This is a genomic window from Candidatus Accumulibacter sp. ACC003 (assembly GCF_907163085.1).
Lineage (GTDB): Bacteria > Pseudomonadota > Gammaproteobacteria > Burkholderiales > Rhodocyclaceae > Accumulibacter.
The window spans coordinates 372903-386232 of sequence record NZ_CAJQTX010000005.1 but is presented as its reverse complement, the minus strand read 5'-3'; the positions used below and the strand labels follow the sequence as shown (position 1 = coordinate 386232).

The window sequence follows — 13330 nt, the reverse complement described above, 5'->3', positions numbered from 1 at the left end:
TCCTGTGTATTGGCGAACAAGCAGCCGGGCATTGCTCGCCGCGACTGATGGGTGCACTGTCGTCCAGCTGACCGTAAAGCGCGGTTAACCGCCTGTAAAGCCGTGTAAAACGGCTGTCGCGCTGGATCCCGGCAAAGCGCGCAGGCCCGCCAAGGCGGGTAAAGAGCCGTAAAGACGCACGCTGGCGGGGAAGGGACGCCTATCATCGATGCTGTGTTGTGTGACAGGAGAGGGACGATGACCCGAGTGTTGCTGGTCGACGACGATGTCGAGCTCGCCTCGATGCTGCGTGAGTATCTCGAACAGGAAGGCTTCGTGGCCGATACGGTGCACGACGGCGAAGCCGGCGTCCGCGAAGCGCTCAGCGGCCGTTACGCCATCGCCGTTCTCGACGTCATGATGCCGAAGCTCAACGGCGTCGAGGCGCTGCGCCAGATCCGCGCCAGCAGTCGCCTGCCGGTGTTGATGCTGACCGCCCGCGGTGACGACATCGACCGCATCATCGGACTGGAACTCGGTGCTGACGACTATGTGCCAAAGCCGTGCTCGCCGCGGGAACTCGTTGCGCGCTTGCGGGCGATCCTGCGCCGGGTCGCTGGCCACGCCGCCGCGAGCGATTCGGCGGAACCGCTGCAAGTCGGTCCGCTGAGCATGTGGCCGGAGCGTCGTAGCGCGCAATGGCGGCAGCTGCCACTCGAGCTGACGAGTACCGAGTACAGCCTTCTCGAAGTGCTCGCCCGCCAGGCCGGCCGGGTGGTGAGCAAGAACGACCTTTCGGAGCTGGCGCTGGGGCGTCCGCTGGCGCGCTTTGATCGGAGCATCGACGTCCACGTCAGCAGCATTCGCCAGAAACTCGGCGGCCGGCCCGATGGCAGTTCGTGGATCCAGACCGTTCGCGGTCAGGGTTACCAGTTCGTCAAAGCCTGAGCATGGGACGTCTGTTCTGGAAGTTCTTCTTTGCCTTCTGGCTGTCGCTGCTGCTTGCCGGTGCCGGCGTTGGCACGGTCGTCTGGCTGCACCGTCAGGCCGAAGCCGATGCCGAAAGTGTGCCGGCCTTGCCGGGTGGCCCGCGTGCCGTCGTGATGCTCGACGCGGCGGAAGTCTTCATGCGCCGCGGCGGTCCGGAAATGATGCGCGAGGTCCTGCGCGAATGGGCCGACGCTCCGGGCAACGCGCAATTATTCGTGCTGGACGAGCGCGGCCGCGACCTCTTCGACCGCGAGCTGCCGAGCGAGCTGGGCGCCGCGCTGGCTGCGGGCGACTTCCGTCGCGGACCGATGTCCGGCGCGCGCCGGGTGCTTGCGCAGGATGGCCAGACCTACACGCTGGTGGCACGTTTCGAGCGACCCTTTGGGCGAGGGCGCCCCGCGCACGGCGAGCGCCCGTCGCCGGTACCGCCGATCGTCGCCGGTCTGCTCGCCAGCCTGGCCTTCAGCGCCGCCATGGCGTGGTATATGGCCAAGCCGATCCGCAATCTGCGCGCCGCCTTGCGAGCCGTTTCGGCGGGTCATCTGGAGACCCGGCTGCAGCCGTCGATGGGCCGGCGGCGCGACGAGCTGGCCGATTTGGGACGCGACTTCGATCGCATGGCGCAGCAGCTGCAGGCGCAGATCAATAGCCAGCAACGCTTGCTGCACGACGTCTCGCACGAATTGCGATCGCCGCTGGCGCGTCTGCACGCCGCCATCGGGCTGGCGCGACAGAACCCGGAAAAACTGGCGACGACGCTCGAGCGAGTCGAACGCGAGTCGCTTCGTCTCGACGAGCTGGTCGGCGAACTACTGACCTTATCGCGGCTCGATGCCGGCACGCCGGGTGCGCCACCGCTGCCCATCGACTTGATGGAAATGGTCGCCAGCATCGCCGACGACGCGGGTTTCGAGGCCGCCGCACGCGGCCGCGCCGTGAATTTCACCGGCGATGGCGAGGCGACCGCGTCGGTGCAGGGCGAGTTGCTCTATCGCGCCGTCGAAAACGTCGTCCGCAACGCGGTGAAATACACCGCAGTTGGCACGGCGGTCGAGGTACAGGCACGCCGCCTGGTCGCCGGCGGGGGCTTGCCGGCGTTTGAAATTGTCGTCTCGGATCGCGGCCCCGGAGTCCCGGAAGCCGATCTGGAGGCTATCTTCGAACCCTTCTATCGCGCCGACAACAACGACGGCACGACCGGCTACGGGCTGGGACTGGCCATCGCCCGGCGCGCGGTCGTTGCGCACGGTGGCCAGGTGCTGGCGCGCAATCGGACGGCCGGCGGCCTCGAGGTGAGGCTTACGCTGCCGCTCTCGTAGAGCCGTGTGGGTCGCTCATGGCGGGCTGAGTTCAGCCATGCGGTAGGCCATGCGGATGATCTGAACCCAGTCGTGGGAGACGATATCCTGCGAATGGGCGAGGTGATTGCGCAGTGATTCGAGGTCTTTGATCAGTTCCTTGCCTGCCCGTTTCGACGGCAGGCCGAGGGCGTCCCGCGCCGGCGCGTATTCGAGCGTGATCTGCGCCTTGTCGGACAATTGCAGGCAATTGATCAAGTCACAGCGCTGATTGCGACGTTCTCGCTCACGTTGAAGTTCGCGTGCCTTTTCCAGCCGCGCAGGTGGCAGAACGCTTTGCCATGTCCCGTCAGGAAAGATTTTCTCGATCAGCGGAATGAGCCCCATCTCGTAGAGCGTGATGGCGCCGAACAGCCACATGCGCACGGGTGGCTTGTTCACCGCGTCACGACCGATGACGCCGACGACCGAGTCGAATACCGATACGAAGCAGTGATCGTGACGCGTCAGAATTCCCACTACATCCATCAGTGGTGCGTTCAGTCCCAACACCTGGTCCGCCGAGATGTGTTGCAGCTGCCGCCCACTCGGTGTGTCGCTACCCTTATCGCCGGCGGCTGTCGCGTCGATGTCGGAGAGGCGCACGTAGGCCTGCACCAGGCCGTCGACGCGGATACCGGCAATTCGCAATCGCCGCGAGTTCATGATTCGGGCCGTTGTACGTTCGGGCGCATCGCTGTCGAAAGACAGCAGGGGTTCGGCTATGTCGCCCGCGGTAAACACCTCGCGAAAGCGGTGCAGGAGCTGCGAGCCGGCGACCAGCGGCAGCAGCGACACCAGGCCCGCGGCGGCCAGGCCCGGATCGGGGTCGCGCAGCGTCAAGAGCTTTTCCAGACAATCACCGTGCAGCGCCCGCGCCTTCTTCAGCAGCCGCGCGTCGCCTTCACCAAGCACTGCCAGCAAGGCGTTCATTTCGCTCAGATAGACCCTGGCGAAGCGGACATCATGACGGCTGATGTCCTGACAGTTGTCCATCAGATCGGCCAGCTTGATGGTCTTGGCGCGCGGCGAGGCGTGTGCCGTGTGCTGGCGATCGCTCTCCTTCCGGATCGCGCGGTTGCCATCGCTTGGTCGGCTGACATCGGTCAGATCCTGGACCAGCGCGGCGACCGCCGGACCGAACTCGCGCTCGACGTCGCCCAGCGTCGCCGGCGTATCCTCGACGACATCGTGCAGCCAGGCGGCGGCGATCATTTCGGGGTCATCAGTCACCGACGCCACCAGGCGCGCCACGGCTTCCAGGTGAACCTGGTAGGGCTGGTCACTGTACTTGCGGCGATGGCCAATACGCTGATGGGCGGAGGTGGCGAAGTTCTTGGCGCGCTGGATCAGTTCGGACATCTGGTCACCTTGAAGAGTAGTCGCGAAGGTAACCGGGAAACCGCCGTCGATCAAGAATCGGCAGTGATTGGCGGCTCGCATGAGGTGGCTCGGGAAGGCGGCGGCGCCGTGAAGTTCTGGAGTGCCCGGCGAACAGCGTGTCGCAGGGCCGCGTGCGCCGGTCCGGGCTTCGACCCCTGGCAGTCGGCGCCCGGGAATTGCAGCTGCCGTTAACAAATTTGGCCGAAGGAAAGGCCATCTCGATTGACTTGCCAGGCCTGGCCGGCGGCCTTGAAAATGCCCTCGTACTAGCTCCGGCGCAGTGCCGAAGGTGGCATTCCACGCAAACGTAGGAAAGCGCGGCGGAGGATTTCCGGGCTGCTAAAGCCGCATTGTTTGGCTACCGTTTGGACGGCGACGCCGTTTTCCAGGGCGCTGGCGGCGGCTTCGATCCGCAGGCGTTCGACCGCCTTGGCCGGGGTACTGCCGGTCTCGGCGGCGAAGGCGCGGGCGAAGTGGCGGGAACTCATGCAGGCGCGGGCGGCCAGGTCTTCGACGGTCAGCGGCTGATAGAGGTGCTGGCGAACGTAGTCGAGCAGTTCGGCAAAGCGGCCTTGGGAATTGCTGAGTTCGAGCATGGCCGAGTATTGCGACTGGCCACCGGGGCGGCGGTAATAAACCACCAGTTGGCGGGCTACCTGGCGGGCAAGCTGTTCGCCGAGGTCGGTGGCGATCAGTGCCAGCGCGAGGTCGATGCCGGCAGTGATTCCGGCGGAGGACCAGAAATCGCCATCTCTGACGTAAATCTTGTCGGCTTCGAGCCGCACTTCGGGAAAGCGGCGGCGGAAATCGTTGCTGCGCTGCCAGTGCGTGGTCACCGTCTTGCCTTGCAGTAAGCCGGCGGCGGCGTAAAGGAAGGCGCCAGAGCAGATGCTGGCCAGCCGGCCGGCTCTGCTCGCTTGGTGTTTGAGGTGGACGAGCAGTTCGGCGGATTCGCTGGCGGCATTGACGCCATGGCCGCCGACAGCAAGCAAGGTGTCGCCGCTTTGGCTGAGCGGAGGGCGGTCGGTAAGACGGGCGCTGGCCAGCGCCAGGCCGGATGAACTGGCGACCTGTCCGCCGTCGAGGCTGACCAGTTCTATGGAATAGCTGTCGGTGACGATTTCGTTGGCCGCTTCAAAGGCGGCAACCGGCCCGGCGACATCAAGCAGCTGGAAGCGGGGGAAGAGAATGAAGCGTAGGGTGCGTGTCATGGTGTATGGCAGAAAACGTTTGAAAGTTGTCATTTGAGACGTTAACACTTTTTGGCAGGATGGCAAACGTGGCCTCGCTGTTTTCTTTCCCGGGGCCGTCGATAAGGACCCACAGGAGAAGCCCATGTCCGCAACCCGTTTGTCCGGCGCGATGCGTCGCAATATTTTGTTGCTGGCCCTGTCGCAGGCGGCGGTGATGACCAGCATCAGCCTGGTGTTGGCCTCCTCGGTGGTGATTGGCGTCAGCCTCGCCACGCCAGCGCTGGCAACCCTGCCGCTGGCGATGCAGTACCTCGGCACGATGCTGGTGCTTTACCCCATGGCTCGGCTGATCGCACGCTATGGCCAGCGGCCGGTGTTTATCGGCGGGGCGCTGATTGGCGCTCTCGGCTTGGCGCTGGCGGCAGTGGGTATCTGGCTGGAGAGCTTTGTCCTGTTCGCGTTGGCCGGTGGGCTGGTCGGCGTCTTCAATGCGGTCGGCCAGTACTACCGCTTTGCGGCGGCCGAGGCGGTTCCGGCCGACCTGCGCAGCAAGGCGATTTCGCTAACATTGAGCGGCGGTGTGCTGGCGGCGCTGGCTGGGCCGAATCTGGCGCGATGGACGCGGGACATGCTGGTCCAGCCCTTCGCCGCGAGTTTTCTGGCGCTGGTCGGCGTAGCGCTACTGGCCGCCGTGCTGGCTACCGGCTTGCGCCTAAGACAGCCGATGTCATCCGTCGCCAGGGTGACGCCGCCGTTTCTACCTTTGCTGCGGCGGCCGGATTTTCTACTTGCCGTGGTCAGCGGCGTGGTGGCTTATGCGCTGATGAACCTGCTGATGACCGCGACGCCCCTGGCGATGATGTGCAACCAGCTCGGTTTTTCCGAAACGGCAACGGTGATCCAGTGGCATGTGGTGGCGATGTTCGCGCCATCTTTCTTTACCGGTAGCCTGATCCAGCGCTTCGGCGTCCTGCCGGTCATGCTGCTGGGCGGGCTGAGCATGCTTGGCGGTATCGTCGTTGCCGTCAACGGCGAAACCCTGGCGCATTTCGTGTTGGCGCTGCTGCTGCTCGGCATCGGCTGGAATTTTCTCTACGTCGGCGCGACGACGCGCCTGGTCGAGTGTTGCCCGCCGGAGCAGAAAGCGCAGGTGCAGGCCTTCAACGACAGCCTGGTGTTTCTCGCGATCGCCGGTGTAACTTTCAGCGCTGGCGGCCTGGTGGATCGCTACGGCTGGATGATGCTCAACCTTTATGCGGCGATCCCGGTGCTGCTGTTGATGGTGGCGATTGCCTGGCAGTGGCAAGTCGGGCGACGTGCGCTCCAGCCGGCCAGCGCCTGATGCCAGGTTGAGAAGGACTGCCAGCACGTGCTGGGCGTCCGATGGGGGCAGCTCATCATTGCCGACAAGCGGGCGCTCAATGAGCTTGGCATGGGCAACCCCTGCGGCATTTGGTGCTTCCGGTCGCAAGTCAGAATTGGCGACTCGAAACCTACTGCTACCGCGCCACGTCTCAACTCTACCCGAGGTCGGAACTACAGGTTGTCGGGGTCGATAGCCGCTTCGGAGGAGCGTAGGCCCTGTCTGACCGCCATGGAGGAGAAAATTTAATGGCGGTTGTTGGCCGCGTGCCCCACCATGACAAATGGAATAAGACGGTCTTTTTACGACCCTTTGCTGCCCGTCGCGCTTTCAAGAAGCGGACATTCAATGTCCCACACCACCTGCCGGCGGAGGCGGGCGAAGCCCGCTGTAGCCAGTCAGCTGAATGCGGATGTTGGCTGGCTGAACCGTCTCTCACCGGACCAATTCGATCTCGCTCGGCCGCCAGGATTTGTCGAAGAACGACGGAAGCGGGCTGTAGAGCCGAAGGATCGTAAACCAGCCCTTCTTAGGATCCGTCTGGATCCAGTTGCCGCGATCCACGCCGCCTGGCTGTTCAGGACTGAACCAGATCGTGGTGGTGCCGTCTTCAGCCGCCTTCGCCGCCGGTGAAGGGTAGCTCTGCGACCCGGCGCGCGGATATTTCTGGGGCGTCTGCAACATCGACCGTGTCTGGTTATCGTAGAGCGTGAACGACCAGAACGCCTTGGCCGGGATTCCCTTTGGCAGCGTCACTTTGTAAGCCTTCGACCCATCGAACACATCGCCGTTGGCATCCAGGAAACCCATCAGATACTGCGATCCCACGCCGGGGATGTTCATGATCATGCCGGGGCTGTCGAGGGTGTAGCCGTAGTAGAAGGCCGTGCGCGAATCGAGGGTGCGGGCACCGGTCGGCGGCAGCGGTTTGAATGCCCCGTCCTTGAACGCGGGTGGTGGGGTCTCGAAGAAGGCGCCGCCTTCCCAGAGCATGTTTCCCCACATCGAGTTCGGGTAGTAGGCCCAGTCCGGGTGAGCCTCGAAGGGGCGCCAGTTCAGCACCCGTCCGGCTGCCTGGCCTACAACGGCGGCATCGGTGAGGATCTTCTTCATTCGTTCGTCAGGCGCGAACTTTTTACCCTTGACGATGCCGATGGCGGCGAGTTGCCCGGAGAGCTCCACATCATAGCTGGCGGCGGGCTCGGCCTGGACGTTTTCGTTGATCCATTCGTAAAAGCCGAAATCGCTGGGCGGGATGGTATTGAACGACAGGTTGCTCGCATCGATGAACTTGGTGTCGGGGATCTTCGGGTCTCCCCCGAGGCGGACCGCGCCGGTCAGCGCCTCGGCAATGCTGGTGCCGTAACCGCCCGCGGCATAGGGGTAGATCTTCATGTTCGCCTTGACGTTCTCGACCGCCGGCTTGGGATCGTTATTAACCAGATAGGCGCGCGACGCGTAGAGAACCCGGTTCGTCTTGGAGTGGGCGACGAAGTATCCACCCTTGGGCAGCGGTCCATCGTAATCCGGACCGACGATTAGATACTTGCCACCCCGGCCGCGATCTGGTCCGGGGCCACCGACGTCGATGATCCACGAGAACCACATGTCGTTGATGGTCCCGACGCCATCCGAAGGCTGTTCGATCACCATCGGCCCCTTCGAAAGGTCGATGACGGAGAGGTAGTAGACGGTGTCGGCGTTTCCGGTCAGGAATAGGGACGTTGAGTCGAGCAGTTCAGGCGTAATGACAACGTCGTTGTAGTTGGCGCCGATGCTCTGGAAGCCCTTGTGAAAGCCCAGGGCGGAGGCGCCGCGAAAGCTGTTGTTGTATACGTTCAGCGCGCGGGTGAAGGCGAGCGTATCGAATACCTTTTGAGCAGTGTCGGCGCTGGGCGCGCCGTCCTTGAAGTTCAGCGTCCCGATCGATGTCTCGACGCTGTCGGGCGCGCCAAGTGAGTCAACCGTCTTTTTCGATACTTCGGCCTGTACTGTCGCGGCCAAGCCAGGCAAGGCAAGCACGACAAGGGCCGTCCATACTGTTAGTCGTCTGTGGATCTGCATAATTAGTGCTTTCCTTTTTCTTGTTAAGGGGATGGTAATCCCCCAATTTTTAGTAGCGTTCAGAAGTAGAAGGGGTTAAAAAAACCGTATGGCCTAAAGCACTGATCCGACAATAACGACTTCGGAGAAGTTCAATGGTAATGCGTCGCATCCAACTGACAGACATCTTCGAGCGCTTTGGTGAACACAGGGCTGCCTATTTTCTCAATAGGCCCCGAACGACCGCAAGAGCCTACGATAGGCCTTGGAAACAAGCTCTCTCGCGCCATAACGTAGTCTGCCAAAAATTGGCCTTTGTAATGGCGGCATGGAGGAAGGCTCTGATTGAGTGTCCGGAATGGGAGTGGCATTCCGCCCGACTGCTTCTGGCCGACTCCAGCCAACTTCTTCGATATCGCAGCCCAGTGGCTGCTCGCCGAAATCGCCAATGCGTACTTACGACCCATTGTGGTCAGTCGCTGAGGCGCGTAGCCGACGTTCACGAGAACGCAATCTATACCGGCTCAACGTGAAGCTAAGGGGCTGCGCGCTTTTTGCGCAGTCCCGCTTGAACGCCGGGTTGGGCGGAGCACGAGGAAAGATGGCATTTGAGACAAAGGTTCAGCTCCTCAAAATGGAGTCATACTCGTCGATATCAGAAGCGGGCCATTCATTTCCGGCAGAGTCAACAAAGACATTGCACCCGTCTCGATTCAGGATGTTCGCGCTACCCTTGTTTTTAAGCACCATGTCAAACACTAAATTCAGGTTGTCGTATGAATATACGAACTCGCAGACAGTGCCGTCCTCCATGCGGATCCCAACGATTGGAAGATCGTTCGGGGCTAAAAGTTTAATTATTTTTGCTGCCATTTTAATTTCCCGTGATTACGCCCAACAGGGCTGAACGCCTTGTTGGAGCATGTTGATCTGCTACCTATTGCGGCATGTACCGGCGTCAAGCGTGTATTGCATTACGAACTCGTTTGCGGAGTCGTAGTACTGGTAGTCAATTGACACACCGTTGCTAAACGCGCTCAATGTATCTGGCTTTTTGTACAAGCCGCATTGGCGCTGTTTTTATAGTACGCAGTCCTTAGGTTGTTCAAGTCGGAGATTACGGATTTTCTTCTCGTGAAATTATAGCGGTTGATCAATCTCTTTCCGACTGCCGCTATGTTTGTTGCCTGTACATCTTCGCTGACCATCATTGGAAGGTTTTTCCTTGTTTCATCCGCCATTCTCTTAAGCTGCGCTTCTATAGACTCAGCAGCCGCTGCGGCGCCCACACAACCTAGAGTGAGAAAGGCGAAATCTATACGAATAGTCTGCATATTGATTTTGACGACCCCCTTGTGGCCCAATTTGTAGGTTAACGTCAGGAAGCATATCACCATAGCCACGTCGCTGCGTATGGATGAGCGGCAGATTTCGCTTACTAACCACCGGCAGGCATTTTCGGCCCTGCTGTTCGTCTCTCTGGATGCACCGGTAGGCCGGTAGAGATTTTCGATCGAACGTGCACTATGGAGATAGCTTCCTCACCGTCCGTTTCTGGCCGATTGTACGCATTCAGCGCTCGAGCAGAAAGCAGCCGTCGGGAACCCACAAGTCGCCGGCGCGAGCACGCCCGCGGCACGTCCAGGCAGGATCCCCGGGTGGGAGTCAAACCCGAGTGGGGTCGCTGCGGGGAAGTCGCCGGGCTGGGATCATCGCCCCTTTCGGTGGCCGGCGCGCGTCCCCTGGGGCCGATCGTCGTCGCCGTGCCAGAGTCCGGCGGTCACCCCGCGCGGAGTCCCGTTGCCGGTCGGTGCAGAGCGGCACTACTTCGGTGATCAAGTTCGAGTTTTAGTGGCAGGACGGCAAGCGACCGCGCGCAGGGGCTTGCCGCCGAATACGCTTGTTGTTCGTTGTCGCTGACCGGAGCGCTGGCCCGCTGGTCCTCAGCAGCCCCGGTTCTCACGGTAGTTGCCGGGCAGCATCGTGCGGCACAGCCGGGCAATTGACAGGTCCAGGCCGCTCAGGTTCGCGTTGATCAAGTTGGCGTCGGTCAGGTTTGCTCCTGCCAGCTGCGCGCCCGTAAGGTTCGCGCCTCGCAGATTCGCGCCAGTCAGGTTGGCGCCGCTCAGGTTCGCCTGGGCCAGGTTGGCGCCGGCCAGGACCGTGCCCGTCAGGTCGGCGGCCGAGAGGTCCGCTTGCTCCAGGTTGGCCAAGCCGAGTTCGGCCTTGCTGAGATTGGCCTCCCTCAGGTTCGCGCCCGACAGGTTGGCTTGGCCGAGATTCGTACGGCTCAGGTTCGCCCCCGACAGGTTGGCCCTCGAAAGGTCGACGTCGTCCCCGCCGATGACGTGTGTGGTCAGATTGACTCCGGCGAGGTTGACGCCCGACAGGTCGCAGTCCGGGCAGTGGCCGACGGACTGCAACATCGAGAGACGATCGGGATCGTATCCCAGCGCGGGCGGCGATACGCCACTGGCCAGCAGAAGCGCCGCGATTAGCAACCGTTTCACCCTCGTTTCCCCCGTGTGTGGAAGCGGCGACGCTGGTCGCGCCCCAGAAGTCGGAAATCAAAACCACCTTCGCGCCAATCTACAGCTATAACGCCAGCCCGACAAGCGTGGTGCGCGGACTCCCCGATCTAGCAGTAACTCATCCCGCCGCGATACAGATTGCGCAGGTCGTCCTGAACTGAACGATTGTGCGCGGCGAGTTGCTCAGCAGGCGTTGTTGCGCCCAGGCACCCTTGGTCAGCGCCTCGACGTCGGTTTCGCCATAACCCACCCCACCGATGCCGTTGGGAATGCCGGTAGCCTTCATCATCTTGATCAACTGGCCGGCGAGAATTTCGGCCGCATCTTCGTCGGTGGCGCCCTTTACCTCTGCACCGAGGCAGTGCGCCCCGTGGCTATGGCGTTGCGGGCAGGCGCTCGCCGTGAACCGGAACATCGAGGGCGCATTGACGATGACGCTCATGCCGTACGGCACCATCGGCTCGTCCTGCGGATAACCCGCCGCGCGATAGTCGCGAACCAGCCCCGCCACGGAGTAGGCCATGCCATGCGGTACGTGCACGCCGGAGTTGCCGAAGGCGATTCCGGCAAGAGTGGCGGCATACATCATCTGGTCGCGTGCTTCGCTATCGCTGGCGTCATTGACGGCGCGCTGCAGGTACTGGCCGGCAAATTTGAGAGCCGCTTGGCAACCGATGTCGCTCCAGGGATTGGTATAGTGGTCCCTGGAAATCAGACAATGGTTTAAGCTGTGCTCCATCATAGGAGCGAGAAGCGATGAGTGAAGCAACGACGCGGAAGGTACATACGCCGGAGTTCAAGGCCAAGGTTGGTCTGGAGGCGGTGCGCGGGGTCAAGACGATCAACGAGATTGGGCGGGAATACGGCGTGCATCCTGTGCAGGTTGGGCAATGGAAGAAGGCCATCCAGGAGAATGCCAAGACGCTGTTCGAAGGCAAGCGCGGCCCCAAGCCGGCGGCGGCGCACCGGGAGCCGGAGCTGTTGTACAGCGAGATCGGCAAGTTGAAGATGGAACTGGACTGGCTCAAAAAAAAGTCTGGGATCAGCCTGCCGTGATACGGCATGCGTGGATCGACCCCGGTGAGGCCGTCGCCGTGGTGCAGCAATGCGCTCTGGCAGGCTTATGCCGAGCCACGGTCTACGCGCAGCGCCGGCCGCCGGTGGTCGATGCCAACGATCTCCTCCACAGTCGGCTGATTGACGAGGAGTACACGCGGCATCCGTTTTACGGCACCCGCCGGATGGTGATCTTTCTGGCGAAGGCGGGGCACACGGTCAATCGCAAGCGCGTGCAACGCCTGATGCGACTGATGGGGCTGTCGGGCATGGCGCCGGGGCCGAACACCAGCCGCCCGCGCCCGGAGCACCCGGTCTATCCGTACCTGCTGCGGGGCGTTCCTGTGGTCAGACCCAACCAGGTGTGGAGCACGGACATCACCTATATCCGGCTGGCCCACGGCTTCGCCTACCTGGTCGCCGTGATCGACTGGTATAGCCGCAAGGTGCTCAGCTGGCGGATCAGCAACAGCATGGAATCGGTGTTCTGTGTCGATTGCCTGGAGGAGGCCCTGCGTAGCCACGGCAAGCCAGAAATCTTCAACAGCGATCAAGGCGCGCAGTTCACCAGTGAAGCCTTCACCGGGGTGCTGAAACGGGAAGGCGTCGTCATCAGCATGGATGGGCGGGGGCGCGTGTTCGACAACATCTTCGTCGAGCGCCTCTGGCGCAGCGTCAAGTACGAGGACGTGTTGTTACGTCCGCCGCTCTCCCGGGTCTGACGGCGCGCTTCATCCCGAGAACGGTCAGAGCGAAAGAAGGCGGCCTGCCTGAAGGATGTTGGGACGAAGTGAACGAAAGAAGGGCCGGGACAACTCTGCTATCGTGGGAAGTTATCAAGACAAACCACACCGCAAAGCGCCCAGCCCATGCAGCGAATTGTAGCCGGCATCGAGACGATCGAGCAGCATCTTGAGGCCATCAAGCAAACCCCCGAAGCGTATCGACCGCCGTGCTGCCCGCATTGCGGCCTGAAGATTCTCTGGCAGCACGGGCACTACGAGCGCAAGGCCGACCGGCGAGCCGGGCAGGATTCACTCAATCCGGTGCCGATCTGCCGCTACTGTTGCTCTGGATGTCGGCGGACGTGTTCGCGTCTGCCGGCGTGCATCGCGCCGCGCCGCTGGTATGACTGGTCAGTGCAGCAAGCGGTCCTGGCACAGCGGCTGAGCGGTGCGCCCGATCGCCCCGGCGCACCCGGCGCGGCGCCCGAGCGGCGCACCGCCGGTCGCTGGTGGGCCTGGCTCCAGGAGCGCCGCCTGCTGTTCGAGTTTCACCTGCGTGCTCGCTTTGCCGACCTCGGGCGGACGGTCGACGGCAGCGCTTTCTGGCGCCGGGTATTCGAATCGATCGGCCTGGCACAGGCCATGACCTGGCTTGATCGGCAGATCAGCGTCCCGTGATGAACTGATTCCGAACGAGCGGCAGACGGTGAGGTCCCCGCCCGGGCGGGGA

Annotated in this window: 11 protein-coding genes and 1 pseudogene; 5 read left to right on the top strand and 7 right to left on the bottom strand. The window is 62.4% G+C overall.

Features of this window, described 5'->3' with window-relative positions; genetic code table 11:
* Positions 1 to 237: 237 nt before the first annotated feature.
* Complete coding sequence (locus tag QZ656_RS11510) at positions 238 to 927, top strand: response regulator transcription factor (RefSeq protein ID WP_291993512.1); 690 nt, start codon at positions 238 to 240, stop codon at positions 925 to 927.
* A 2-nt stretch (positions 928 to 929) separates the two neighbouring features.
* Positions 930 to 2288 (top strand): ATP-binding protein, encoded by a 1359-nt coding sequence (locus QZ656_RS11505; RefSeq protein WP_291993511.1) that lies wholly within the window; start codon positions 930 to 932, stop codon positions 2286 to 2288.
* A gap of 15 nt (positions 2289 to 2303) precedes the next feature.
* Here the strand turns inward: QZ656_RS11505 and QZ656_RS11500 are convergent, their stop codons facing one another.
* Together QZ656_RS11500 and QZ656_RS11495 are read right to left on the bottom strand one after the other, a co-directional pair.
* The gene (locus tag QZ656_RS11500) at positions 2304 to 3668 is read right to left on the bottom strand and encodes an HD domain-containing protein (protein ID WP_291993510.1); all 1365 of its coding nucleotides are present in this window, start codon (positions 3666 to 3668) and stop codon (positions 2304 to 2306) included.
* Between the two features lie 287 nt (positions 3669 to 3955).
* Positions 3956 to 4900, bottom strand: a complete 945-nt coding sequence (locus QZ656_RS11495) for a GlxA family transcriptional regulator (protein ID WP_291993509.1) — start codon at positions 4898 to 4900, stop codon at positions 3956 to 3958.
* Between the two features lie 124 nt (positions 4901 to 5024).
* Between QZ656_RS11495 and QZ656_RS11490 the strand changes: the two genes are divergently transcribed.
* Entirely contained in the window at positions 5025 to 6224 is a 1200-nt protein-coding gene (locus QZ656_RS11490) for an MFS transporter (protein ID WP_291993508.1), read from the top strand.
* A 456-nt stretch (positions 6225 to 6680) separates the two neighbouring features.
* Here the strand turns inward: QZ656_RS11490 and QZ656_RS11485 are convergent, their stop codons facing one another.
* From QZ656_RS11485 to QZ656_RS11465, 5 genes are all read right to left on the bottom strand, one after another.
* Positions 6681 to 8309 carry a DUF1254 domain-containing protein gene (locus QZ656_RS11485; protein ID WP_291993507.1) on the bottom strand — a complete coding sequence of 543 codons (1629 nt, stop codon included), beginning with the start codon at positions 8307 to 8309 and terminating at the stop codon, positions 6681 to 6683.
* Positions 8310 to 8909: 600 nt separating this feature from the next.
* Positions 8910 to 9161, bottom strand: coding sequence for a hypothetical protein (locus tag QZ656_RS11480; RefSeq protein WP_291993506.1), 252 nt, complete (start codon positions 9159 to 9161; stop codon positions 8910 to 8912).
* Positions 9162 to 9325: 164 nt separating this feature from the next.
* A complete protein-coding gene (locus QZ656_RS11475; RefSeq protein ID WP_291993505.1) occupies positions 9326 to 9691 on the bottom strand; it encodes a hypothetical protein in 366 nt (121 codons plus the stop codon).
* A 540-nt stretch (positions 9692 to 10231) separates the two neighbouring features.
* Positions 10232 to 10798, bottom strand: coding sequence for a pentapeptide repeat-containing protein (locus QZ656_RS11470; RefSeq protein WP_291993504.1), 567 nt, complete (start codon positions 10796 to 10798; stop codon positions 10232 to 10234).
* A gap of 139 nt (positions 10799 to 10937) precedes the next feature.
* Positions 10938 to 11558 (bottom strand): iron-containing alcohol dehydrogenase, encoded by a 621-nt coding sequence (locus tag QZ656_RS11465; protein WP_366522153.1) that lies wholly within the window; start codon positions 11556 to 11558, stop codon positions 10938 to 10940.
* Between the two features lie 17 nt (positions 11559 to 11575).
* Here QZ656_RS11465 and QZ656_RS11460 point away from each other — a divergent pair.
* Positions 11576 to 12576, top strand: a pseudogene (locus QZ656_RS11460) (IS3 family transposase); the annotation flags it as partial.
* A 168-nt stretch (positions 12577 to 12744) separates the two neighbouring features.
* Positions 12745 to 13278, top strand: a complete 534-nt coding sequence (locus QZ656_RS11455; RefSeq protein WP_291991638.1) for a DUF6431 domain-containing protein — start codon at positions 12745 to 12747, stop codon at positions 13276 to 13278.
* Positions 13279 to 13330 lie beyond the last annotated feature (52 nt).